Source organism: Arthrobacter pasteuri (genome assembly GCF_054510955.1).
The window spans coordinates 2,036,887-2,061,606 of record NZ_JBTNDO010000001.1; the positions used below are offsets into that span (position 1 = coordinate 2,036,887).

Annotated in this window: 23 protein-coding genes; 9 read left to right on the forward strand and 14 right to left on the reverse strand. The window is 68.1% G+C overall.

Annotated elements, in window-relative coordinates:
- Window positions 1–21 precede the first annotated feature (21 nt).
- From ACX80H_RS09755 to ACX80H_RS09765, 3 genes are all read right to left on the reverse strand, one after another.
- Complete coding sequence (locus ACX80H_RS09755) at window positions 22–579, reverse strand: single-stranded DNA-binding protein (protein WP_459312910.1); 558 nt, start codon at window positions 577–579, stop codon at window positions 22–24.
- Window positions 580–639: 60 nt separating this feature from the next.
- Window positions 640–945, reverse strand: coding sequence for a 30S ribosomal protein S6 (gene rpsF, locus ACX80H_RS09760; protein ID WP_043442549.1), 306 nt, complete (start codon window positions 943–945; stop codon window positions 640–642).
- A gap of 188 nt (window positions 946–1,133) precedes the next feature.
- The gene (locus tag ACX80H_RS09765; RefSeq protein WP_459312911.1) at window positions 1,134–2,411 is read right to left on the reverse strand and encodes a M18 family aminopeptidase; all 1,278 of its coding nucleotides are present in this window, start codon (window positions 2,409–2,411) and stop codon (window positions 1,134–1,136) included.
- A 238-nt stretch (window positions 2,412–2,649) separates the two neighbouring features.
- Between ACX80H_RS09765 and ACX80H_RS09770 the strand changes: the two genes are divergently transcribed.
- Entirely contained in the window at window positions 2,650–4,983 is a 2,334-nt protein-coding gene (locus ACX80H_RS09770) for a coiled-coil domain-containing protein (protein WP_459312913.1), read from the forward strand.
- A 96-nt stretch (window positions 4,984–5,079) separates the two neighbouring features.
- Here ACX80H_RS09770 and ACX80H_RS09775 read toward each other — a convergent pair whose 3' ends face one another.
- The 8 genes from ACX80H_RS09775 to ACX80H_RS09810 form a co-directional block, all read right to left on the reverse strand.
- Window positions 5,080–5,808 carry a response regulator gene (locus ACX80H_RS09775; RefSeq protein ID WP_459312915.1) on the reverse strand — a complete coding sequence of 243 codons (729 nt, stop codon included), beginning with the start codon at window positions 5,806–5,808 and terminating at the stop codon, window positions 5,080–5,082.
- Window positions 5,732–7,111 carry a sensor histidine kinase gene (locus ACX80H_RS09780; protein ID WP_459312917.1) on the reverse strand — a complete coding sequence of 460 codons (1,380 nt, stop codon included), beginning with the start codon at window positions 7,109–7,111 and terminating at the stop codon, window positions 5,732–5,734. Before ACX80H_RS09780 ends, ACX80H_RS09775 begins: the two co-directional genes overlap by 77 nt.
- Window positions 7,104–8,021, reverse strand: a complete 918-nt coding sequence (locus ACX80H_RS09785; protein ID WP_459312918.1) for an ABC transporter permease — start codon at window positions 8,019–8,021, stop codon at window positions 7,104–7,106. Before ACX80H_RS09785 ends, ACX80H_RS09780 begins: the two co-directional genes overlap by 8 nt.
- Window positions 8,022–8,023: 2 nt before the next feature.
- Window positions 8,024–8,971, reverse strand: a complete 948-nt coding sequence (locus ACX80H_RS09790; protein ID WP_459312920.1) for an ABC transporter ATP-binding protein — start codon at window positions 8,969–8,971, stop codon at window positions 8,024–8,026.
- A 139-nt stretch (window positions 8,972–9,110) separates the two neighbouring features.
- The gene (locus ACX80H_RS09795) at window positions 9,111–9,896 is read right to left on the reverse strand and encodes an ABC transporter permease (protein ID WP_459313400.1); all 786 of its coding nucleotides are present in this window, start codon (window positions 9,894–9,896) and stop codon (window positions 9,111–9,113) included.
- A gap of 89 nt (window positions 9,897–9,985) precedes the next feature.
- Window positions 9,986–10,972 (reverse strand): efflux ABC transporter ATPase subunit, DrrA-related, encoded by a 987-nt coding sequence (locus ACX80H_RS09800; protein WP_459312922.1) that lies wholly within the window; start codon window positions 10,970–10,972, stop codon window positions 9,986–9,988.
- A gap of 32 nt (window positions 10,973–11,004) precedes the next feature.
- Window positions 11,005–12,195 (reverse strand): MFS transporter, encoded by a 1,191-nt coding sequence (locus ACX80H_RS09805; protein WP_459313401.1) that lies wholly within the window; start codon window positions 12,193–12,195, stop codon window positions 11,005–11,007.
- Between the two features lie 105 nt (window positions 12,196–12,300).
- A complete protein-coding gene (locus tag ACX80H_RS09810) occupies window positions 12,301–12,900 on the reverse strand; it encodes a HutD/Ves family protein (RefSeq protein WP_459312924.1) in 600 nt (199 codons plus the stop codon).
- 142 nt (window positions 12,901–13,042) lie between these two features.
- On the opposite strand from ACX80H_RS09810, the gene glnT reads away from it, so the two are divergent.
- From glnT to ACX80H_RS09840, 6 genes are all read left to right on the forward strand, one after another.
- On the forward strand, window positions 13,043–14,428 hold the full coding sequence (gene glnT, locus ACX80H_RS09815) for a type III glutamate--ammonia ligase (protein WP_459312926.1): 1,386 nt from the start codon (window positions 13,043–13,045) through the stop codon (window positions 14,426–14,428).
- A 37-nt stretch (window positions 14,429–14,465) separates the two neighbouring features.
- Complete coding sequence (locus ACX80H_RS09820; RefSeq protein WP_459312928.1) at window positions 14,466–15,374, forward strand: class II glutamine amidotransferase domain-containing protein; 909 nt, start codon at window positions 14,466–14,468, stop codon at window positions 15,372–15,374.
- Window positions 15,362–16,084: a GltB/FmdC/FwdC-like GXGXG domain-containing protein gene (locus ACX80H_RS09825; RefSeq protein WP_459312930.1), complete on the forward strand. Its 723-nt coding sequence runs from the start codon at window positions 15,362–15,364 to the stop codon at window positions 16,082–16,084. The genes ACX80H_RS09820 and ACX80H_RS09825 overlap by 13 nt, the downstream gene beginning before the upstream one ends.
- 13 nt (window positions 16,085–16,097) lie before the next feature.
- Window positions 16,098–17,477, forward strand: coding sequence for an FMN-binding glutamate synthase family protein (locus ACX80H_RS09830; RefSeq protein ID WP_459312932.1), 1,380 nt, complete (start codon window positions 16,098–16,100; stop codon window positions 17,475–17,477).
- A gap of 9 nt (window positions 17,478–17,486) precedes the next feature.
- A complete protein-coding gene (locus tag ACX80H_RS09835; RefSeq protein ID WP_459312934.1) occupies window positions 17,487–18,623 on the forward strand; it encodes an FAD-dependent oxidoreductase in 1,137 nt (378 codons plus the stop codon).
- A 236-nt stretch (window positions 18,624–18,859) separates the two neighbouring features.
- Window positions 18,860–19,456: a helix-turn-helix domain-containing protein gene (locus tag ACX80H_RS09840; RefSeq protein WP_459312936.1), complete on the forward strand. Its 597-nt coding sequence runs from the start codon at window positions 18,860–18,862 to the stop codon at window positions 19,454–19,456.
- Window positions 19,457–19,512: 56 nt separating this feature from the next.
- On the opposite strand, the gene ACX80H_RS09845 is transcribed toward ACX80H_RS09840, so the two are convergent.
- The 3 genes from ACX80H_RS09845 to ACX80H_RS09855 form a co-directional block, all read right to left on the reverse strand.
- A complete protein-coding gene (locus ACX80H_RS09845) occupies window positions 19,513–20,571 on the reverse strand; it encodes a hypothetical protein (protein ID WP_459312938.1) in 1,059 nt (352 codons plus the stop codon).
- Between the two features lie 128 nt (window positions 20,572–20,699).
- Entirely contained in the window at window positions 20,700–22,382 is a 1,683-nt protein-coding gene (locus tag ACX80H_RS09850; RefSeq protein ID WP_459312940.1) for an ABC-F family ATP-binding cassette domain-containing protein, read from the reverse strand.
- Window positions 22,383–22,440: 58 nt separating this feature from the next.
- Window positions 22,441–23,181 (reverse strand): response regulator, encoded by a 741-nt coding sequence (locus tag ACX80H_RS09855; protein ID WP_459312943.1) that lies wholly within the window; start codon window positions 23,179–23,181, stop codon window positions 22,441–22,443.
- A 102-nt stretch (window positions 23,182–23,283) separates the two neighbouring features.
- On the opposite strand from ACX80H_RS09855, the gene ACX80H_RS09860 reads away from it, so the two are divergent.
- Both ACX80H_RS09860 and ACX80H_RS09865 read left to right on the forward strand, forming a co-directional pair.
- Entirely contained in the window at window positions 23,284–24,111 is an 828-nt protein-coding gene (locus ACX80H_RS09860) for an alpha/beta fold hydrolase (protein WP_459312945.1), read from the forward strand.
- 122 nt (window positions 24,112–24,233) lie between these two features.
- A complete protein-coding gene (locus ACX80H_RS09865) occupies window positions 24,234–24,677 on the forward strand; it encodes a MarR family winged helix-turn-helix transcriptional regulator (protein WP_459312947.1) in 444 nt (147 codons plus the stop codon).
- The last annotated feature ends 43 nt before the right edge of the window (window positions 24,678–24,720 follow it).

The window sequence follows — 24,720 nt, forward strand, 5'->3', positions numbered from 1 at the left end:
TCCGGGAACGGAACCCGCTACCTAGAAGGGAGGCTCGGAGTCGGCGCCGTTGCCCCAGCCCTGCGAGTTGCCACCCGAGGGAGCACCCCAGGGGTCTTCCGCAGGCTGCTGGGCCGGCTGTCCGCCGCCCCAGCCCGAACCGGAGTTCGAACCGCTGCCACCGGAGTTGCCACCCGAGTTGCCGCCGAAGCCGCCGCCGTTCCCGCCGCCTGAGCGCTGGGTACGCGTGACCTTTGCCGATGCATAGCGCAGGGATGGACCGATCTCGTCCACCTCGAGCTCCATGACGGTGCGCTTCTCGCCCTCTTTGGTGTCGTACGAACGTGACTTGAGTCGGCCCTGGGCAACCACGCGGGTTCCCTTGGTCAGAGTCTCGGCAACGTTCTCCGCGGCCTCACGCCACACCGACGCGCGGAGGAACAGCGTTTCGCCGTCCTTCCAGTCATTGGTTTGACGATCGAAGGTGCGAGGAGTGGACGCGATCGTGAAGTTGGCAACCGCCGATCCCGACGGCGTGAACCGCAATTCGGGGTCGTTGGTGAGGTTGCCGATCACCGTGATGACTGTTTCGCCTGCCATGGTGCCTCCTTGAGTTCCTACCCGCCGGAGCGGGGTGGATGGATGAGGGATCTACCGAAATTATTCGGCGGAAACCTTCTGCTCCTCGGGGCGGATGATCTTGGTGCGCATGATCGTCTCGTTGAGGCTCAGCTGGCGGTCGAGCTCGGAAGCCACGGCCGGGGTCGCGGTGAAGTTGACGACGGCGTAGATGCCCTCGGTCTTCTTCTGGATCTCGTACGCAAGGCGCCGGCGTCCCCAGATATCCACCTTGTCCACGGTGCCGCCGCCATTGCGGACGACATTCAGGAACTTCTCGAGTGTTGGGTCGATGGAGCGTTCCTCGACGTCGGGGTCGATGATTACCATCAATTCATATGCACGCATGTGTGAACCCACCTCCTCTGGGCTGAACGGTCGCGGTCTTTCCGCAACAGGAGGTTCTTTAGCGTTGGTCCGGCCGCCGTCCGCGGTATTTACCGCCGACCGGCTCTGGCACAGACGTATCAATGTTACCGGACGATTGACCGTCAGCGAACTCGTATGGACGAGGCCGGTGGACGAAGCCGGTTCGCCTACTGCCCGCCGCGGAAGAAGGCGGTCGTGGCCGTAGCGAGATGCCCGGGGTCCTCGACGCCGCACAGTTCACGCGCCGAATGCATCGACAGCAGTGGTGTCCCGACGTCGACCGTACGGATGCCGAGGCGCGTGGCCGTCAGCGGACCGATGGTGGAACCGCACGGCATCCCGTTGTTGGAGACGAACTCCTGGTAGGGCACGCCGCTGCTGCGGCACAGCGCAGCCCAGAAGGCGGCACCCGGCGCATCGGTGGTGTAGCGCTGGTTGGCATTGATCTTGAGCAGCGGTCCGCCGTTGAGCACCGGCAGGTTCACCGGGTCGTGCCGCTCCGCGTAATTGGGGTGGACGGCATGGCCGGCATCGGCCGATATGCAGAACGACGACGCCAGGGCGCGCATGCGCTCCTCCGTCCCGGCCCCGAGGCCGAGCGAGATGCGCAGCAGCATGTCCTCGAGGAAGGGTCCGCTGGCGCCGGAGCGGGATCCGCTGCCCACCTCCTCGTGGTCGAAGGCCGCGAGGACCGCGATCGGCCCGTCCACAGGACCCCGGGCAGCGCCGATCAGCGCCGTGAGTCCGGCATGCACGGACGAGAGGTTGTCGAGCCGCCCGGACGCGAAGAACTCGTCCTGTGCGCCGAAGACGCGCGGTTCCTGGGTGTCGGCGACGACGACGTCGAACCCGCCGATCTCCCGCGGATCAACACCGGCACGCGCGGCGAGCAGTCCGAGGAGGTCCGCCTCCGCCGGGTTGCCGCGGCCCCAGACCGGATTCATGTGGCGCTGCTTGTCCAGCGCCAGGCCGTCGTTCACTGCGCGGTCCAGGTGGATGGCGAGCTGCGGGAAACGCAGCAGCGGTCCGGTGGACACCAGGTGCTCGCTGCCGTCGTGCAGCGTCAGGCGACCCGCGAGCGCGAGTTCCCGGTCGAGCCAGGAATTCAGCAGCGGGCCGCCGTAGACCTCGACGCCGGCCTGCAGCCAGCCGTACTTGCCCGTGGTGGGCTTGGGCTTGAGCTTGAACGACGGCGAATCGGTGTGGGCGCCGAGGATGTGGAACGCCGTGATGGGGCCGGCACTCTCGGGGACGGACCACGCAATCAGGGCGCCGTCACGGATGACGTAGAAGCGACCCGCGCCGCCCTCCCAGGCGTCCTGCTCCGCAAGTTCGCGAAATCCTGCGGCGGCAAGCCGCCGCGCGGCCTCCGCCACGGCATGGAAGCTCGACGGGGATGCTGCCACGTAGGCGCCGAGGTCCTGGATGTGCGCTGGAGTGCTCATCCCCCGATTCAATCAGACCCTGGCCACGGCGCCCCGTCGGATCGCTGTACCGGCTGAGGGGGGCGGCTGCCCCCCTTGCTCCTGATTTCAACAGCTTGTGCGGGAACAGGTAGTTAACGGGTAGGAAAACGAGTACCCGGTGAAAAGTAGGGGTAAGGAGTACTGTGTCTCCGCGCAACTAATCTCCGTACATTTCTGGACGTAACCCCCACGTTCCCTCAGGTCTCCAGGAGTAGCTGTGCGCGATATCAACGCGAAATCCGTCCTTGTTCGTCGCGTTGCCAGCGCTGTAATCCTGCCGGGAGTCCTGACCAGCATGCTGGTCCTCGCCCCGCAGGCGTCGGCCGAGACCGCCCCGGTGTCGGGCATCTGCAACGGGGTGGTCAACCAGTTGGCACACCGCGGCACGGTGCAGGAGAACCTCCTGAAAGCCGCCGCCCGCAAGAACGCGGAGATCATCACCAAGCTGCAGACCGAACGTGCGGTCCTGCAGTCGACCGCCGACAGCCTTAAGGCCCAGATCGAGACCGCGACGGATGCGATTGAGGCTCTGGACGCGGCGAATGCCGAGCTCGAGTCCCAGCTGCAGGCCGCCGAGGACACTCTCGCAGCCCTCGTAGCCGAGCAGACGAGAACAGCCAAGGCGGTCGCCGCGGCTGAGAAGGCCCTGACTGATCTCGAGGCGGAAAAGGCGGCCGTGTCGGCCGAACTGGAACCCCTTCAGGCCAAGAAGGCTGCCTTGGAGAGCGACTCCGCCGCCCTGCAGGCCCAGGCCACAGCCGTGGACGCCGAGCTGGTAGCCAAGAAGCAAGCACTGGCCACTGCCGCCCAGGAACTCGCTGAACTCCAGTTCATCGCCGCGCAGGCAGCCGGCGACCTGGCTGACCAGAACACCGCAATCACCACAGCCGAGGGCGAACTCATCATCCTGACTACCACTGCACAGGATGCTGCTGCAGCAGTGACCGCTGCAGCACGGAAGGTCACCGACGCCGAGGCAACGCTCGCGAACCTCGTCGCTGCCGGTACGACTGCCCAGGCGGACCTTGATGCGCAGAATGCTGCGATCGTCGAAGCGAAGAACGAACTGGCGACGCGCCAGACTGACGCCAAGACGGCCGCCGACGCGGTGGCCGCCAAGAACACCGAGATTGCCACAGCGAAGGACCAGCTTGCAGCGCTGCAGGCGAACGCAACCAAGGCAGCCAACACAGTCACCGCGAAGACCGCGGAGATCGCGACAGCGCAGAACCAGCTCGTCGCGCTCCAGGACGATGCTAAGAAGGCAGCCGACGCAGTCGCAGCGAACACGGCAAACCAGGATGCCGTCACCGCCGAAATCGCCACGCTGCAGAACAAGATCACCGCGGCGAATGCAGCGGTGACGGCGAAGCAGGCTGAACTGGCAAAGGCTCAGGGCGAGCTCACCACGCTCCAAAACAAAAAGGCAACGCTGGAGAGCGAGATCGCGTCCTTGAGCAGGCGGATCGAGACCGGCAACGGCGACGGCAACGGCAAGAAGGACCTCGAGGCACAGCGTGCCGCGAAGCAGAAGGAACTCGACGCGGTGAATGTCCAAATCACCGACAAAAACACGTCGATCTCAGGACTGCAGGGCGACCTCTCGACCCTGCAGAAGCAGGTCGACTCCCTCAACTCCCAGCTGCTGGCGAAGCAGAAAGAGAGCAGCGCCCTCCAGCTGCAAGCGGCCCCGCTGCAGGACGCACTGACCGCTGGCAACGTGGCCGTTACCACGAAGGAGACGGAGATCAGGACTCTCCAGGGCCAGCTTCCCGCCCTGAAGACGGCACTGACCGATGCCGACGCCGCGGTGGCCGCGAAGCAGACCGAACTCACCACCCTGCAGGGCCAGCTCCAGGGGCTCAAGGACACTGCGACGGCGGCTGCTGCCGCACTAACCGCACAGGAAAAGGTGGTTGCCGACCTCGAGGCCAAGCTTATGGGCCTGACCGACGGAGTCGACGCTGCCCAGAACGCCATTGCGGCACAGCGGACGGTGCTCGACGGCCTGCGCGGGGACCTGACCGAAGCCCAGGGCGCCCTTGCTGATGCATCGGCAGCCGTTGACGCCAAGAACGCCGAGCTCACCGGGCTGAAGGAGCGGCTACCCCTGCTGCAGGCCGCGGCCGACAGCACCGCCGCGGCGGTCACCACCAAGCAGGGCGACATCACGACGCTCAATGCCGACATCGACAAGCTCGTGACGACGCTTACCGGGCTCAACGCCCAGATTGCCACCAAGGAGGCCGAGATCTTGTCCCTCCAGGGCCGGGTGGCTCCGCTGCTTGACCAGCTGAACAGCCTCAACGGGGAGATCACCGCGGCGGAAGCCGCGCTCAAGACCCTGCAGGGCCAGCTCACCACCCTTGACACGCAGCTCACCGCGGCAAAGTCGACGCTCAGTGGCCTTGAAGCGCAGAAGAAGCTGAACAAGGACGCTATCGCAGCCCAGAAGCAGATTGTGATTGGGCTGCAGACCAAACTCGGTGCCGTCCAGAACCAGATCAAGGCCATCGACGGACAAATCGCCCTGGGCGGCTGCGTGGCCTGATCACCTGTTCCGACCGTAGAAAGAAACCCGGGGCCCGGGCGGACACCTCGCACAGGTGTCCGCCCGGGCCCCGGTCCGTTCGCAGGTTCTGAAGAATCAGTGCGCCGGCCCCGGCACCACGATCCCGTTCTCGTAGGCATACACCACGGCCTGCACGCGGTCGCGCAGGTCCAGCTTCGTGAGGATCCGCCGGACGTGCGTCTTGATGGTCGCCTCCGAGAGGAAGAACCGGGCGGCGAGTTCGGCATTGGAGAGACCCTCAGCGATGGCTTCGAGGACTTCGCGCTCCCTCGGGGTCAGCCCTGCCAGCCGACGGTCCGGGACCGTCGTCGCCGCGTGGGCTGATGGCAGGGACCGGACGTAGGTCTCCAGCAGCCGCTGCGTGACACGCGGGGCGACGACGGCATCTCCGCTAGCGACGACCCGCACCGCGTGCACCAGGTCCTCGGGCGCCACGTCCTTCAGCAGGAATGCCGAGGCGCCCGCCTGAAGCCCCGCGAACGCGTATTCATCGAGGTCGAAGGTGGTCAGGATGATGATGCGCGCAGGCGAACCCGACGCTGTGATCCGGCGTGTGGCCTCGATGCCGTCGCCCTGCGGCATCCGCACGTCCATCAGTACGACGTCGGGTGACAGCTCCGCGGCGAGGCGGACTGCCTCACTGCCCGTCGACGCCTCCCCGGCGATCACCAGATCCGGCTCGCCCTCGAGGATGAGCCGGAAGCCCATCCGCAGCAGTGGCTGGTCGTCAGCGAGCAGGACTTTGATGGGCGTGCCCGGCGTGCCCGGCATGCCCGGCGTGCCCGAGATGCTGTGCATGGTCATCTTTGTCTTTCCCCCGTTGGTTGCCCGCTCCGCCGTGGGCGTCGGGCACTGTCAGTTGCACGTCGACGATCCAGCCGCCCGAGGGACGGCTGCCGCATTCGACCGAGCCCGCGTAGATGGCGGCGCGCTCCCGCATGCCCGCGATGCCCTGCCCCGATCCGAGCGATACCACCGGTTCCATGGCGCCCCGGCCGTCGTCGGCGACGCGCAGGCACACGGAGTCACCCGTCCTGACGATCGAGATGTCGACCAGCGTAACCCCCTTGCCGTACCGCAGGACGTTCGTCAGTGACTCCTGCATGATCCGGTACACCGTGAGCTGGAAAGCGGGATCGTCGGGCAGCCGAGGCCCACTGGTGGTCACCCGCAACGGCAGGCCCGCGGCGCGGAAGCCGTCGAGGAGCTGCGCGAGCGAACTCGACGCCGGCAGGGGGTCGAGCGAGTCCGTGCCGGCCTCCGCGCGAAGCACCCCGAGGACGCGCCGCATGTCGGCGATGGCAGTCCGTCCAGCGCCGGACAGCTCCCGGAGCACCGCGACGGCGCGGTCCGGGTCCCGCTTCATCACGACGGCGGCGCCGTCCGAGAGGGCGACCATCACCGTGAGCGAGTGTGCGACGACGTCGTGCATCTCGCGCGCGATCCGGTTCCGCTCCCCCGCCGACGCCAGCTCGGCGTTCCGCGCCGCCCACTCGCGCAACTCGCTCTCGTGTTCGCGGTCGCGCCGCACCGTGACCCCGACGCCCACCGCCACGGCGAGGAACATGACGACGAAGCCGCTGAGGAGCCAGACCACCCCGGGGGCTTCGGCGAACATCGCGGGCGGGATGAGGAAGAGCGCTCCGACGGACAGCACCGTGGCTGCGGCGGCTGCGACCAGGGTCTTCTTCAGCGGGTAGGTCGCTGCAACCGTGTACAGGGCGATCGTAGTCCCGACCCCGACGCTGCCCGCGCCCTCCGTGAGGAAACTGGCCGGTGGATCCAGGAGCGCGAGAAAGGCCAGAACCAGCAGTGGCCGGTCCCGGCGGAACGCGAGTGCTCCGGCAGCCAGGGCCACTGCGGGCAGGGCCAGCCAGCTGCCGCTTCCGATGATCATCAACAGCGCGTTGGGAAAGGTCGCGATGAGGAACGCGAGGATGACGACGGCGTCCATGGCCCGCGGATACCTACGGAAGAACCGCCGGATGGGACCCAGCCGGCGTGCGTTGAGTTCACTGAAGGAGACCGCGGCCGTCCGTTCCGCGGTCTCCTTCACCAGGGGTTCGTCGCTCATCGCCGGTGATGGTTGTAAGGGTGTCCTAGACATCCCGCTTCTTCGCGGCGACCAGTGCCAGAACGAGGAGCACGAGTGCCCACGCTCCCATCACGAGGCCGCCTTCCCACTGGGTCAGGGCGTCGTCGGCGGTCGTGATCGCGACCATCTGGTTTCCGGCATCCGCGGGCAGGAAGCGGGCGGCCTTGGGGATCCAGTCGGCCAGGCCCGAGATCAGCTGGACGATGATCGGCAGCACGAAGAAGACGCCGACTGCGGTGACCACGCCACCGGCAGTGTTGCGCAGCAGGATCCCGATGGCCATGGAGATCACGGCGACGAGCGCGAGGAAGGTGCCGGTGTTGATGATGCTGGCCAGGACGCCGTCGTCGGTGAGCGCGAAGCCGAGGTCCTCACCCGCGAGGATGGGCTGGGCGACGAGGTAGGAGACCAGGGCGCTGCCGAATCCGACGAGGAAGGCGACGACGGCGATGATGACCGCCTTCGCCAGGAGGGCCGGGATGCGCTTGGGCACGGCGATCATGGTGGAGCGGATCATGCCGGTGGTCCACTCGCTGGCGATCAGGACCACCGCGAGCGACGCGATCAGCAGCTGCCCGAAGGCCAGGCCCGACGACGGCACCGTGAGCACCTGGCCTGCCACACTGTCCGGACCATCCGGCGGTGGCTGGAAGCCCGACGGGGCGTTCGCATCACCGACGGACTGTGCCATGATCGTCAGCGACCACGCGAAGAGCGCCGCGAGACCCACCATCACGACGACGGTGCAGGCGATCAGAATGACGGTCGAGGGGACCGTGGCGACCTTGATCCACTCGGACTTCAGGACCCGGCCGAAGGTGACGCCGGGTCCCGCGCCCCGATCCTGCCGTGGCCGTTGCCGGGCGGGCGCCGACGGGGCCGATGCAGGTGTTGACGTCGGTGTTGATGATGACGGTGCCATGGTCAGCGTCCTTCCACTGGTGCAGCGCCCTGGTTGCCGCCGGGCAGGCTGTGCGACTGGTACTCGACTTCGGTCTGGGTCAGTTCCATGTAGGCGTCCTCGAGGGACACCTGGAGCGGCGTCAGCTCGTACACGAGGACGCGCTCACGCAGGGCTACTTCGGCGATCCGGCGCGGTTCCACGCCGGTGATCTCGATGAGTTCCGGTTCAAGGATCTGAGAGGTGACGCCGTTCCCGGCGAGGCTCCCGAGGAGGTCGTGGGGCCGGTCTGCACGCACGCGGACCCGCGCCCTGCCCTGACCGTCGATGATGGACTGGATCGGGGCGTCCGCGATGATGCGTCCGCGTCCGATGACGATGAGGTGGTCGGCCGTCAGCGCCATCTCCGACATCAGGTGCGAGGACAGGAAGACGGTGCGGCCCTCGGCGGCGAGCCCCTTGGCGAGATGACGCACCCACTGGACGCCCTCGGGGTCCAGCCCGTTGACGGGCTCGTCCAGGATGACCGTGTGGGGGTCCCCGAGGAGGGCTGCGGCGATGCCGAGCCGCTGACCCATGCCGAGCGAGAAACCGCCCACACGCTTCCTCGCCACGGGTCCGAGGCCCGTCAGTTCGATGACGTCCCTGACCCTGCTGTTGGGGATGCCATGGGTCGCCGCCATCGCACGGAGGTGGTTGTAGGCGGAGCGCTTGGGGTGGACCGCTTTCGCATCCAGGAGTGCGCCCACCTCGCGCAGCGGCGCCCGATGCTGGGCGTAGGGCCGGCCATTGACGGTCACGTGCCCCGATGTCGGATTGTCGAGGCCCATGATCATGCGCATGGTGGTGGACTTGCCTGCGCCGTTCGGACCTAGGAAGCCCGTGACCTTGCCGGGCTGCACGGTGAATGAGACGGCGTCGACGGCGGCTTTCGCACCGTACCTCTTCGAGAGGGCCTGGGCCTCGATCATGGTGCGTCCTTCAGCTGTCTATGGCATGGGGCCCGCAGCTGCGGGCCCGCCACCAACACTAGGCCCGGGGCCGGTGAAGGTCACCGGCCCCAGGGATGATCACCGGCCGGGGCCAGTACGTCTTTCGGACGACGCCGCCCTAGCGGGTGCTGATCGATGCGAACTTCCGGATGCACAGCGGCACGAAGACCACCAGCATCAGGATGGCCCCGATCAGCACCGTCGGAACCGCGTTCTGCATGGGCCAGGCGTCCGGGAGTGGTTCCGAGCCCACATTGCCGAACAGTTCGCGGGCCGCCTGGACGAGCGCGGACACCGGATTCCAGTTCGCGAAGGTCTCGAGCGCGCTGGGCAGGGTCTGCGACTGCACGAAGGCGTTGGAGATGAACGTGAGCGGGAACAGGATCATGAAGGACGCGTTGTTGATCACCTCGGGAGACTTCACCGACATGCCCAGCAGTGCCATGACCCAGCTGAACGCGTAGGAGAACAGCAGCAGGAGCCCGAAGCCGGCGAAGAAACTGCCCATCGATGCGTTGACGCGCCAGCCCACCACGAAGCCGGTTGCCATCATGATGACCACCGACAGCGCATTGAGCACCAGGTCGCTGTTGGTGCGGCCGATCAACACGGCCCAGGAACTCATGGGCAGGGTGCGGAAGCGGTCGATGATGCCGTCCTTCAGGTCCTGTGCCATCGCGGAGCCCGAGAACGTGGACCCGAAGATGACCGTCTGCGCGAAGATGCCGGCCATGAGGTACTGGGTGTAGTCGGTTCCCGCCACCTGGATGGAGCCACCGTAGATCTGGCTGAACAGCAGCACGAACATGATGGGCTGCAGCACGGCGAAGACCAGCATGTCGGGCGAGCGCTTCAGCTTGGTCAGGTTCCGCTTGGTGACCGTCCACCCGTCGGAGAACCACATGGCAAGCTCCGACGGCGGTGCCGAGCGGGCATCGTCCGCGGGCAGGGACCGCTGGTTCTCCGGCTGCCTGCCTTCCGGTGCCAGGATGCTCATGCTGCTACCTCCTTGGTGGCTGCTTCTTCGGTCTGCTCGGCGTGGCGGCCCGTGAGCGTGAGGAAGACGTCGTCGAGGCTCGGACGCCGCATGCCGGCGTCGTGCAGTGCGATGCTGCGCTCGCCGAGCTCCGACAGGATGTACTGGAGTGCGCGCGGCCCGTTCGTGACAGCTACCTCCACGGTGCGCCCGTCGCCGCCGATCCCCGGCTCGCCGTCGCCGTGCCGCCCGAGGATCTCACGGGCTGCAGGGGCGTCGGCGGCGTCGACGAGGGACACCACCACACGGTGTCCGCCGATCTGCGCCTTCAGCTGGTCCGCTGTTCCCTCGGCGATCGTCCTGCCGCCGTCGATCACCGCGATGTCGTCGGAGAGCTGGTCCGCTTCCTCGAGGTACTGCGTCGTCAGGAGCAGCGTGGTGCCGGCGTGGACCAGGTCCTTGATGATGCCCCACAGGGCGAGGCGGCTCCGGGGGTCGAGGCCCGTGGTCGGCTCGTCCAGGAACAGGATCTTCGGATTGATCACCAGCGCCCCGGCGAGGTCGATGCGGCGCCGCATACCGCCGGAGAACCCCTTGACGGGGCGGTTGCCCGCCTCCGTCAGTTCGAACTGGTCGATGAGCTCCTGTGCCCGGCGCTTCGATTCCCGGGCGCCCAGGTGGTAGAGCCTCCCCACCATCTCGAGGTTCTCGAGGCCGGTGAGACCTTCATCGACCGCCGCGTACTGCCCGGAGACGCCGATGATGCGCCGGGCTGCCTTGGGGTTCCTCAGGACATCGATGCCGTCGATGTGCGCGGTACCCGCCGTCGGCTGGATGAGGGTGGTCAGGATCTTCACCACGGTGGTCTTGCCTGCACCATTCGGGCCCAGCAGGGCCTTGACTGTTCCCTGGGGAACGGAGAGATTCATGCCGTCGAGGGCCTGGACGGGCCCGCTCTTCGACGAATAGGTCTTCTTCAGACCTTCTGCCTCGATGATCGCCATGCAGAAAGGGTAGGACCGTCGGTCCGGGTCTCCTAGGCGCTTCGGTCAGAACCTGTCCGCAATGGTTCGGGGGTTTCCTTCGTCCGCTCGCGGGCGGCCGGAGCGACCAGGAAGGAGGCGAGGACGGCGACTCCGACGGCGAGCAGCGCTGTCCGGATACCCACGACGTCGCCGAGGAAACCGATGAGGGGCGGACCCGCGAGGAAGGCGGTGTACCCGATGGTGGAGACGACCGAGACGCGGGCGGCGGCACGATCGGGCTCGTCCGCGGCGGCGGACATCCCCATGGGGAATCCGAGGGCTGCGCCCGCTCCCCAGAGGATCGCGCCGACGGCGGCGAGCGGCACATTGGGCGCCACGACGAAGACCACGAGCCCCACGAGCGAGGACCCGAGGCTGGCCTGCAGGACACGGACACGACCGAACCTGTCGATGAGGCTGCCGCCCACGAAGCGCAGCGCCGTCATCGCGGCGACGAAGACCGCGAACATGACGGCCCCGGTACTCTCTGTGGTGCCCAGACCGTCGACACTGGCCTTCGCCACCCAGTCGTTCGCCGCCCCCTCGGTCAGGGCTGCGCCGAGCACCACGAGGCCGATCAGCAGTGTGCGGGGCTCACCCCATGCGCCGATGCCCTTGGTGCGGGTTCCGCCCGCCTGTGCCCCGACCAGGTGCTCCTCCCCCCGTGGGAGGAAGTAGCGAGGTATCCACAGCGAAACGACGAGGCTGAGCACTGCGACGGCGACCAGATGGACCGGCAGGCCCACGTCCATCGCCGACAGTCCCGCCCCGACGAGCGCACCCACAAAGGCCCCTCCGCTGAACGCGGCGTGGAAGCGCGGCATGATCGTCCGCCCCACCCGGTGTTCGACGTGGGCTCCCTCGATGTTCTGCGCCACATCCCACAGTGCGATCCCGCACCCGAAGAGGAACAGTCCGACGGCGACCACGGGTACCGAACCGTTCAGCAGGCCCAGCGCGACGGCGCTTGCCGCGATTGCCGCGGCAGTCCCGCCCAACCGGACCGTATTGGCGGTGCCGACGCGGGCGGCGACGATGCCGGCGAGGGGAAGGGACAGCATCGAGCCGATGGCGCCCACGAGCAGGAGGGTTCCCATCTGACCCGAGCCCAACCCCAGGGTGGCTGCCGCTGCGGGGATACGGGCCGCCCAGCTGGCGAAGACGAGGCCGTTGAGCGCGAAGATGGCATAGGCGGCGAACATGGCGGCTCGGACGGCGGGTTTCACTCTGCAACCGTAGGCGGAGGTCGCCGTGCGCCACAAACGGGCGCGGCGGGGCAGGGAGCTCCGCCGAACCCTGCCGGAGTGTCAGGTCCGCGCGCGGAACCGGACATGGACGGCAGCGAGCAGCGCGCGCTCGCAGGAGAGCTCCTCCTCGTCCGAACCGGGGACGAGCACCTGCAGCGGCTGCAGCGCTCCACCCCCGCCCAGCCGCACGGTCCCCGACAGCACGACCACGGCGGTGGGGCCGCCGGTCCCACCGACCCGCAATGTGCCGCTGGACCGCTGCACCTCGACGGCTCCCTCGCACACCGCACGCCGGGTCATCAGGTTGAGGTTCCGGGTGGGTCCCTCCAGTACCTCGACGCGGACGGCGGCCTCGCCCGGGAACACTGCGAGCGCGCCCAGCCCCAGGTCGCGGCTCTCCCCGTCGATGGCCATCCTCAGCAGTCCTCCGGACCCCATCACGAAGGTACGGTCCACTCCCGGCAGGGAGGAGAAAGGCCCGTCCTGCACGATCTCGGCAATGCTGAGGCGCCAGTCGAAGTCGGTGTAACCGGCGCCCGGGGGCACCTTGAGAACCTCGTAGGTCACGCCGCCACCGTTCGCCCACGGGCTGCCCTCGAGCAGGAGAGGGTCGATGATCCGGGCGTGCGGGCCGATCGGATGCTGCGGGGTGCCGTCCATCGACCCAGCATTCCACGGGCTGATGGGCACTCTTAACGCCCAGTACACACGGCTGTAACACGGTGCTGACTACTATCAGTCAACAGCGTTTCACCGCAGGCGACACTATCCCAGGCACCACGAATCGAACAGGACAGTTCCGATGACAAGTCTTGCGAACCCCGAGCCGGCAACCGTCCCCGCCACCGTCTCCGACACCGACCTCGGGGCCGGGCCGATCTCCCTGGCAGACATCGCGAGGGCGCACAACGTGCGGTTCCTGCTGGCCACCTTCGTCGACATGACGGGCAAGCCGTGCGCCAAACTCGTTCCCGTCGAGGCAGCCGGCGAGCTGGAGGCCGGGGCGATGGGATTCGCCGGCTACGCCGCGGGCCTCATCGGCCAACGACCGCAGGATTCCGACCTCATCGCCGTACCGGACCTCGCCTCGTTCACCCCGGTCCCCTTCATCAAGGAGGGCCTGGCGATCATCCACTGCGACCCCCACGTCGACGGCAAGCCCTGGCCCTATGCACCGCGTGTCATCCTCAAGAACATCCTGGCCCGTCTCGCCGACCAGGGGATGCAGGCGAAGATCGGCGCCGAGGTCGAGTACTTCCTCGTCACCAGGAATGCGGACGGCACCCTCAGCACCGCCGACGCCCTCGACGACTCGCCCCGTCCCTGCTACGACGCCCGCGGCGTCACCCGCATGTACGAGCACCTCACGTCGATCTCCACGGCCATGAACAGCCTGGGGTGGGGCAACTACGCCAATGATCACGAGGATGCAGCCGGGCAGTTCGAGCAGAATTTCACCTACGCCGATGCACTGACGACGGCGGACCGCGTGATCTCCCTGCGGTACATCCTGAACATCCTGGCCGAGCAGCGGGGCATGACCGCCACATTCATGCCCAAACCCTTCACGGACCGCACCGGCACCGGCCTGCACTTCCATCTCTCGCTGTGGTCGGGTGCCGAGTCACTGTTCCCGGGTGAGGACGGCGAGCGGGGACTCGGGCTGTCGGAGCTCGCCTACTCCTTCATCGGCGGGGTCCTGGAGCACGCGCCGGCCCTGCAGGCGTTCCTCGCACCGACCGTCAACTCCTACAAGCGCACCGGGGCCACCACCAGTTCCTCCGGTGCCACGTGGTCCCCCCGGAAGGCTTCCTTCGGCGGGAACGACCGGACGCACATGATCCGGGTCCCGGACGACAAGCGGATCGAGCTGCGCTCCGGGGACGGCTCCGCCAATCCGTACCTCGCCATCGCCACCGCCCTCGCGGCAGGCTTGGACGGCGTGCAGAGATCCCTCGACCCTGGCCACCCGTCCGGCCCGGGTGAGTCCCGGCCGGACGCCCACTCTCTTCCCGCCACCCTGCTGCACGCCGTCGAGGCACTCCGCAGGGATCCCGTGATCCTCGCCAGCCTGAGTGGTGACGCGGGAATCGGCGCCTACTACGCCGACGCCAAGGAGGAGGAATTCCTCCAGTGGCACAACCAGGTGAGTGACTGGGAGATCCGCACCTACCTGACCTCGATCTGACCCCACCCGGCTCTACCTACTCCCGTAAAGGACTCCCATGTGCGGAATCGCCGCGCTGCAGTTGCGTAACCCCCTCCTGCATCCCCAGCTGGGCAGCCTGCTGTCCTCGATGCTCTGTCAGATCGTGGACCGGGGACCGGACTCCGCCGGCCTGGCGGTCTACAACTCGCCGGACCTGGTGGAAGAGGGCGCCTCCACCCTCAGCCTGCTGGGCAAGGACCAGGGCCTCAGCCCTGCCGCGATCACCGATGGCATCAGCGACCTGCTCCCCGCCGACGCGGGGACCACGGTCCGGGTGGTGGGTGACACCACCCTGGTGAGCGCCGCCGTCGACACCGACCTGCTGGTGAAGGCTGTGGGTGAAACCCTGCCCGGCGCCACCATCATCGGGCGGGGACAACACGTAGCAGTGATGAAGAGCGTGGGGCATCCCATCGAGATTGCCGCAGATCACGGCCTGGCAGCGATGGCGGGCAGCCAGGGACTGTCGCACACCCGGATGGCCACGGAGTCCGCGGTCACCGCGGGTGGCTCGCACCCCTTCTCCGTCGCCGACGACCTCTGCCTGGTCCACAACGGCTCCTTCTCCAACCACGCGACCGTCCGCCGCAACCTCACGCGTGACGGGGTGGTCTTCGACTCCGAGAACGACACCGAAGTAGGCGCCCGCTACGTCGCGTCCCGGCTGCAGCAGGGCGACACCCTGGAGGAAGCCCTCGTCAACCTGGGCGGGGTCCTCGACGGCTTCTACACCCTCGTCGTCACCACGGCGGACAGCATGGCCGTGGTCCGGGACCCGATCGCCTGCAAGCCGGCGATCATCGCCGAGACCGACGACTACGTCGCCATGGCCTCCGAATACCGGGCGCTCGCGTCCCTGCCCGGCATCGATCACGCCCGCATCTTCGAACCGGAACCCGGAAAGGTCTACACATGGTCACTCTGACGATTCCCGAGGCCGACCTGCCCCCAGCCGCTGCAGGCATCGCAGTGGACCTGGACAACAGCCCGGTCCGCGAGCTGAACCAGGCCCTGCACGACGCCGTCGACGGCCAGTCGTGGACCGTCACCAGCCCCGGCGGGAAGCACAGTATCGCCGTCGGGATCGATGCGGATGTCGATGTCACCATCGAGGGCCACGCCGGTTACTACGCGGCGGGGATGCACCAGAAGGGCAGGGTGACGATCACGGGCAATGCCGGCGTCGGTCTCGCGGAGAACATCATGTCCGGCAGCGTCCATGTGAAGGGCGACGCCTCGCAGTCGGCGGCGGCCACGGGACACGGCGGCCTGGTCGTCATCGACGGCAATGCCGGGGCCCGCTGCGGGATCTCCATGAAGGGCGTGGACATCGTGGTGGGTGGGGACATCGGCCACATGTCCGCCTTCATGGCCCAGGCAGGCCGCCTGGTGGTCTGCGGCGATGCCGGCGACGCCCTCGGGGACTCCATCTACGAGGCACGGATCTACGTTCAAGGTTCTGTCGCTTCCCTCGGGGCCGACTGCATCGAGAAACCCATGCGGGCGGAGCACCTCGAAGAACTCGCGGAGCTGCTCGCGGCGGCCGGCCGGCCCGAGGACCCCGCCGGTTTCCGCCGCTACGGATCCGCCCGGAACCTGTACCACTTCCACGTCGACAACTCGACGTCGTACTAGCAAGGACGAACCCATGACCCTCACCCCGATCCAGCAGGACGTTCCCGCACAGGCTCCCGCCCAGGGGCTCCCTGCCCAGGACATCGCCGCGTTGGGCCTGCGCGAATCCGCCACCTTCGACCGCGCGACCATCGCCGACATCCAGCGTGCCGCCGCGACCGGGGTCTACGACATCCGAGGCTGGGGAGCGAAGCGCAAGGTCCCGCACTTCGACGACCTGCTCTTCCTCGGTGCGTCCATGTCGCGCTACCCCCTCGAGGGCTACCGCGAGAAGTGCGACACCGACGTCGTCCTCGGCGACCGTCACGCCAGCAGGCCGTTGCATCTGCAGATCCCGGTGACCATCGCCGGGATGAGCTTCGGGGCGCTGTCCGCCAACGCCAAGGAGGCGCTGGGCCGCGGCGCCTCCGAGGTGGGCACCTCGACCACAACGGGCGACGGCGGCATGACACCCGAGGAGCGCGGCCAGTCGAGGCACCTCGTGTACCAGTACCTCCCGTCCCGCTATGGCATGAACCCGGACGACCTGCGCAAGGCCGACGCCATCGAGATCGTGCTGGGCCAGGGCGCCAAGCCCGGCGGCGGCGGCATGCTGCTGGGCCAGAAGATCACCGAGCGCGTGGCCGGGATGCGGACGCTGCCCGTGGGCATCGACCAGCGCTCCGCCAGCCGCCACCCGGACTGGACCGGCCCGGACGACCTCGAGATCAAGATCGGCGAGCTGCGCGAGATCACCGACTGGAAGACCCCCATCTACGTCAAGATCGGTGCCTCCCGCCCGTACTACGACACCGCGCTCGCCGTGAAGTCGGGCGCCGACGTCGTGGTGGTCGACGGCATGCAGGGAGGGACCGCGGCGACGCAGCAGGTCTTCATCGAGAACGTGGGCATCCCGACCCTCGCCGCCATCCCCCAGGCGGTCCAGGCCCTCCAGGAACTCGGCGTCCACCGGAAGGTCCAGCTCATCGTCTCGGGCGGCATCCGCACGGGCGCGGACGTCGCCAAGGCGATGGCCCTGGGCGCCGACGCCGTCGCGATCGGCACCGCGGCACTCATCGCCCTGGGGGACAACGACCCCCGCTACGCCGCCGAGTACTCCGCGCTCGGGTCCGCCGCCGGCTTCTACGACGATTTCCAGGACGGCCGCGACCCTGCCGGCATCACCACCCAGGACCAGGACCTCGCTTCGCGACTCGACCCGGTCGCCGCGGGCCGCCGTCTGGCCAACTACCTCCGTGTCCTCACCATGGAGGCCCAGATTATCGCCCGGGCCTGCGGGAAGTCGCACCTGCACAATCTCGAACCGGAGGACCTGGTGGCCCTCACGATCGAGGCCTCGGCCATGGCTCGCGTTCCCCTGGCAGGGACCAGCTGGATTCCCGGTGCAGGCTAGGGTTCCTCCATGACCGAATCTTCCGACTTCGTCGTGGTCGGCGCGGGGCTGGCCGGTGCCGCAACCGCCTGGCAGCTCGCTGCGCGCGGCCACTCGGTGGCCATTCTGGAACGCGACGTTCCGGCAACCTCCAGTGGCAGCTCGCACGGCTCGGCGCGCATCTTCCGCTACGCCTACCCGGACGCCTTCTACACACGGGCCGTCGTGGAGTCGAAGACCCTGTGGGACGAGCTCGAGCGGAGCAGCGGGAAGCAGCTCATCACTCCGACCGGCGCCGTGGACTACGGCGCAGGGCGGCATCCCGAGCTGCTGGCAGGGATCCTCGCCGGGGCCGGCGTCGACCACGACATCCTCGGCGCGGACGAGGCGAGGTTCCGCTGGCCCTCCATCGCCTTCGACACCCCTGTGCTGTGGCACCCCGGAGCGGGGGTGATCGACGCCGAGACCTCGGTCCGGGCCATGGTGGATCTGGCCGTCGGGCTCGGCGCGGACCTGCGGACCGGCTGGACCGTGACCGGCGTGGAACGGGAGGGCGATTCCTACCGTGTCCTGTCCGACATCGGCACCTCGGTCGTCGCCGCGAACGTCGTCGTCGCTGCCGGCGGCTGGCTCCCGGACCTGCTGGGACGCCTCCCGCTGCCGGAAGGGTTCCTCGCGGGCGTCCCGGAGATCACCGTGCGGCAGGAACAGGCCTTCCATTTCCGGTACCGCGACGACGGCCCCTGGCCCACGTTCATCCACAAGGCCTCGGACATGCAGGTGTACGGGTTGCCCGGCGGGCGCGACGCGGACTTCTCCGGCCAGAAGGTCGCCGAATTCAACGGGGGCAAGGTCCTCCCGTCGGCAGCACGACAGGACGGCGTCATCGATCCTGCGAACCGGCGCCGGGTGGTCGACTACGTGCGGCGGTACCTGCCGGGCCTCGACCCCGAGCCCTACGCGGAGACGACCTGCCTCTTCACGAACACCCCCGACGAGGAGTTCTTCCTCGACCGGGCGGACGGACTGACGGTCATCTCCCCCTGCTCCGGCCACGGCGCGAAATTCGCACCCCTGATCGGCCGCTGGGCGGCCGACCTCGCAACCGGCTCGGCGGATCTCCCCCCGCGGTTCCGGCAGGCCACCAACCGGTTCAGCGCACGCTGAGCCCGGATCAGCGTGTCGATTCCTCCCGTCTCGATTCCTCCCATCCCGTTCCCGCCAGGAAGGTTCAGCCAGTGCACCCGTCGACCGACGACCCGGCCTCGACCACGGCGGCCAGCACGGCATCCGGTCCAGGGCCCGCTGGCGGCCGGCGCCCAGGGCTCCCCCGTGCACGCGCCTATGATGGCGGGATGATGAGGCGGGCCGGTGGGACGGGGGATGGAACGGCAGGCGTCAGGGTGGACGACACGGCAGACGACTCCGGCGACGGCGGAACCGGGAAGCTGGAGAGGGTCATCGCCGGCCAGGTCCGCCGGTACAGGCTGGCCCAGGGGATCTCCGCCTCGGAACTCGCCCTGCGTACCGGGATGTCGAAGGCCATGGTGTCGAAGATCGAGACGGCCAGCACGTCCTGTTCCCTGACGACGCTGCAGCGGCTGGCGGACGGCCTGGAGATCCCTGTCACGGCGCTGTTCCGCGGTGCCGACACGGACCGCGACGCTGCCTTCACGAAGAACGGGCAGGGCAGCGTGACCGTGCGCAGCGGAACGCAGCACGGCCACGAGTACCGCGTGCTGGGGGCGCTCAAGGGGCGCAGCGACGCCCTCGAACCGACGCTCGTGACCCTGACGGATGCGTCGGACATCTTTCCGCTGTTCCAGCACCCGGGCACGGAGTTCATCTACATGCTCTCGGGGCGGATGACGTACGGCCACGGAGCCTATGAATACACGATGGAGGCCGGCGACGCGCTCCTCCTGGACGGAGAGGGTCCCCACGGTCCCCTGGAACTGCTGGACCTGCCCATCACGTTCCTGGCCGTCGCAGCCCGATAACGACCGATAACGACCGATCGTCAGGGAGCCATCGTCAAAGACCGATCGTCGCCGGGCTACTGCCCCGGGACCGCCTGGTCCAGTTCCACCTCGATGCGCTCCCCGGTCACGGTCACGGTCGCACCGAGGGACAGCCGCTGGGTGTCCTCCTCGCGCGTCCAGCGCGGGAGCTTTCCGGCGTCGAACTCGGCGTTGCGCTCGTACGAGAAGGTGGCCCGGGCGTCGTCGGACCAGAGCCGGTACACCCCGGGCCGGTAGGACTGCTCGAGTGTGAAGCTGGGTTCTTCGACCAGTGTCCAGCGGGGACTGTGGACATCCTCGGGATCCCCGAACATGAAGGACCTGTTCGGGCAGCCGCTCGGAGCAGCCTCCGTGGAGGCGATGCACTGGTCCAGGGCCGCGGTGACCTCGGCGACGGCGTCGGCCATGACCGCAGGGGTCGCAGCCGGCTGCACCAGCACTCCGCGTGATGCCACTCCGTCCGCCGTGACCGTGACCGCCTGCTGGGTCCCGTAGGACAGGTACCGGGAAGGCGCCGGCGGCGGGACGACGTACTCCCCGGGAAGCGCCGGGAGGACCACGGAGCGCAGGCCCGGGTACGGACCGGCCCCTCCCGGAGGCAGTGCCACGTCGGCTCCGTTGACGGTGATGGTGTGCAGGTCCTCGGGGATCACCATGCTGATGTCCGTGACGGGTTCGGGCCCGTCCAGGCGCCACTCGCTGAAGAACACGCTGGCGGATCCCGTGCGGGTCAGGGTGAACTCGAGGGTGCTGGTACTTCTGTCCTGCGTCAGGTGAGCGGCCACCGTGGCGGTGTCGTCGTTGACCGAGACGTCGCGGAGCTCGTAACCCGTGATGCGGTGATCGGCCGCGCCGTACACGGCATTCGCGAGCAGGGCGTCCTGCCCGTCGGGAGTTCTTCCGAGAATGCTCCAGGACGCCTCGGCATCACCTGCAACGAGGGCGTCGAGGTAGGCCTCGACTGGCCTGCCGGGTCCGAAGACCGTCTGGTCGAGCAGCTTGATGGTCACCATGGCGGCAATCAGTACCACCGCGACGACGACGCCTCCCCAGATCGCCCTTCCCCTCGTGCGTGTACCCTTTCCAGTCCCCATGATTCCCCCGTGCACTGACCTGCGCTTTCCCCTCTTCACCTTACAAGGGGGCCGCGAGCCGGAATGGATGCCACAGAGTTATCCACGAATGTGGATAACTCTGTGGAGGACCTGTGGACGAAGGCCGTTCAACGGGCGCGGACGACCCGGCTCTCGTCCCACACGGGTTCCTTCGTCTCGTACACCTTGCCGTCGGAGCCGAAGACGAGGAAGCGGTCGAAGCTCCGAGCGAACCAGCGGTCGTGCGTCACGGCCATCACCGTGCCCTCGAAGGCATCAATGGCCCGTTCGAGCGCCTCCGCCGAGTGCAGGTCGAGGTTGTCCGTCGGCTCGTCGAGCAGCAGCAGCGTCGCGCCGGACAGCTCGAGCAGGAGGATCTGCAGGCGGGCCTGCTGCCCGCCCGACAGGGAGTCGTAGGGCTGCTCGGCCTGCGCCGCCAGTCCGTAGCGGTCCAGCACGGCGGACGCGGCCTCGCGGCCCAGGCCGGAGCGGTGCTCGTCGCCCCGGTGGAGGATGTCGACGAGCGTGCGCCCGAGGAGGTCGGGACGCGAGTGCGTCTGCGCGAAGAACCCCGGCCGGATGCGCGCGCCCAGCTTCACGGAGCCCTCGTGGGGAACCGGCGCTATGTCGACGTCGGACACCGGCAGGTGCTCCTTGTCCGGGTCCGACCCGCCACCGGCCAGCAGCCGCAGGAAGTGCGACTTGCCGGAGCCGTTGGACCCCAGCACTCCCACACGGTCGCCGAACCAGATCTCGGTGCTGAAAGGCTTCATGAGGCCCGTCAGTTCGAGCTTCTGTGCCACGACGGCGCGCTTGGCGGTCCGTCCGCCCTGCAGTCGCATGGACACGTTCTGCTCCAGCGGGATCGCTTCCGGCGGCCCCGCCTCCAGGAACTTCGCGAGGCGGGTCTGCGCGGCGTGGTACCGGTTGGCCATGTCCGAGCGGAATGCCGCCTTGTTCTTGTACATGTTGACGAGTTCCTTGAGCTTGACGTGCTCCTCGTCCCAGCGCTTGCGCAGCTCCTCGAACCGGGCGTTCCGGTCCTCGCGCGCCTTCAGGTAGGTCTCGAAGCCCCCGCCGTGGGTCCACGACGAGGCCCCCAGCGCGCCCGGTTCGAGTGTCACGATGCGCGTCGCGGCGTTGGCGAGCAACTCGCGGTCGTGGCTGACGAACAGCACGGATTTTTTCGACTCGCGCAGCTTCGCCTCGAGCCAGCGCTTGCCGGGGACGTCGAGGTAGTTGTCCGGCTCGTCGAGGAGCAGGAACTCGTCAGGACCGGAGAACAGCGCTTCGAGCACCAGCCGCTTCTGCTCGCCGCCCGAGAGCGACGACGCCGCCCGGTACTGCGCCCGGTCGAACGGGACGCCGAGGGCAGCCATCGTGACCTCGTCCCACGTGGTTTCCAGCTCGTAGCCGCCGGCATCGCCCCAGTCCGCGATCGCCTGCGCGTACCGCATCTGCGTCGGCTCGTCGTCGGCCTCCATCATGGCGAGTTCGGCGTCGTCGATCGTCTTGGCCGCGGCAGCCAGCACCGGTGGCGCGGCCGAGACGAGCAGGTCGCGGACAGTGGAGTCGTCGCGCACCTGGCCGACGAACTGCCGCATGATCCCCATGGTCCCCGAGCGGCTCACCGCCCCCTCGTCGGGTGCGAGGTCCCCGGCGATGATGCGCAGCAGGGTGGTCTTCCCTGTGCCGTTGGGTCCGATCAGCGCCGTCTTGTGGCCGTCGCCGACCTTGAAGGCAACGCCGTTGAGCAGCTGCCTGCCGTCGGAGAGGAAGTAATCGATGCCGGATACGTCGAGATGAGCCACGTCTCCAGTGTTTCATCCACGGACAAACCCGCCGACGGACCGGTGGGACCGGCCGCCGTCAGTCCTGCTGGTCGCCCGGCATCATGCGGTACCCCACGCCGCGCACCGTCCGGATGAAACGGGGGTTGCTGATGTCCTCCCCGAGCTTCTTGCGGAGGTTGCGGATGTGCACCTCGACGAGATGGTGGTCCTGGCTCCAGCCGTCCCCCCATACCCGGTTCAGCAGTGCCTCGCGCGTCCACACCCGTTGGGCTCCCGTCAGAAGTGTCTCCAGCAGGTCGAACTCGATGCGGGTCAGTGCGAGCTCCTCGCCGGCGAGCGTGACGACGCGACCCTCGATGTCCATGACCAGGCCGTTGTGGCGCAGCAGCGCGTTGCCGCCGGGTTCCGGCGGTTGGACAGCACCGGTGCCGGCACCGGTGCGGGGACGGCGGAACATCGCCGACACGCGCGCCGAGAGCTCCCTGGGGCTGAAGGGCTTGCCGATGAAGTCGTCGGCTCCGATCTCGAGGCCGATCAGGCGGTCGATCTCGTCCTGCCGTGCCGTCACCATCACGATGTACGCGTCGCTGACAGCGCGGCACTGCCGGCACACCTCGACGCCGTCGAGATCCGGCAGGTTGAGGTCGAGGGTGACCAGGTCGGGCCGGTGTTCCTTCAACGCCGCCAGGCCCTCGAGCCCCGACGAGGCCTCGACGATCGTGAAGCCGCTCATGCGCAGCGTGGTGGCGAGCAGTTCGCGTATATCCGGATCGTCCTCGACGATCAGCGCGGTGCGCTGGGACGGAGGAATGGACATGCAACAAGGGTTTCATACATCGGCGTCCGTTGACGCCCCGAGCACGGGCTTGTCTTGAACCGATCTTGAGAAACGGACGGATCGCCCCCGTAGACTGCCCGGATGCTACCGACCATCCTCAGCACCGTGCAGGTCGACGGCCTGACCGTCCGCGTGCTCACGACGCCGGGACCCGACACCTCCGCCCGGAGCCCGTACGTTCTCGTCCATGGACTGGGCATGACGCATCGCTACCTCGACCGCCTCCGTGCCGAACTCGCCGCGGATGCCGTCGTGCACTCGATCGACCTGCCCGGGTACGGGCCGGACCCGCACCCCCGGAGGGAGCTCGGCGTCGAGGACCACGCCGCACTCATCGGTGAGGCACTCACCGCACTGGGCATCTCCTCCTGCACACTCGTGGGCCATTCCATGGGCGTGCAATTCGTCACAGCGGTCGCCCTGCAGTTCCCGGCCCTCGCCGAACGGATCGTCCTCATCGGACCCGTCGTGGACAGGCACCGCCGGACCGTCCTGCAGCAGGCGGCCTCCCTCGGACACGACACGTTCCGCGAAAGCCCATCGGCGAATCTCACGGTCTGCACCGACTATCTCCGCACGGGCATGCGCTGGTACCTGCGCCAGTTGCTGCCCATGATGAAGTACCCGCTGGAGCGCGCCGTCGAGCGGGTCCAGTGCCCCGTCCTGGTGGTACGGGGCGCCCGGGATCCGGTGGCACGGCACCGCTGGTGCAGGGAGCTGGCGGAGCGGGCGCGGTCCGGTTCCTTCCTCGAGGTCGAGGGTCAGCCGCACGTCGTGCAGCACTCGGCGGCCCGCGCCGTCGCGGACGGGATCATCGCGTTCCGCGGGGCCCCCGTTCCCGCCGGCGTGCCCTCCTTGCCCGAAGCTTCGGCTTGGGCGACGGGAAAACTTGAAGATCGAAGCGCATAGTAGACATATTGCGGTTGGTCCCGTCCCCCCCTGTAGTTGCGACCGACCGCAAAGACACAGCACCCGGCCGGCGCTGCCAGCAGCACCGGCCGGGTGTTCCAGAACCCCTGAAGGAACATCGCATGCCTGACTTGGAAGAGTGGTCGACCAGCCGCCTGCTCACCACCGCCGCCCGTCTCGTGGACCACGCGTGGAACGAGAGGCTGCTCGACATCGGGATCACCCATGCCGGCTACACCACCCTCGGCGTCCTCTCCCGCCAGGGCACCATGACGGGAGCCAAGCTGGCCCTCGCGGTCCATGTGCAGGCGCAGACGATCGGCAAGACCATCGAGAAGCTCGAGCGGCAGGGGTTCATCTCCCGTATCCGTGACAGCGTCGACCGCCGCAGCCAACGCATCACGATCACCCCGGCCGGTGTCGAAGCGCTCGCTAAGGCGGAGGACATCGAGCGCACGCTGATGGTGGGAGAAGGCCTCGAATCCTTCGAGCTGCGCAGCCTGCTCCGCGGCATCGTCGGGGAACTCGCCCCCCAGCGCCAGAGGCCCGCGGCCGCCATCGTCTGAGCCCCCGGGTTCGCATGATCCTCCTGAGCGGCCCTCCTCCGGG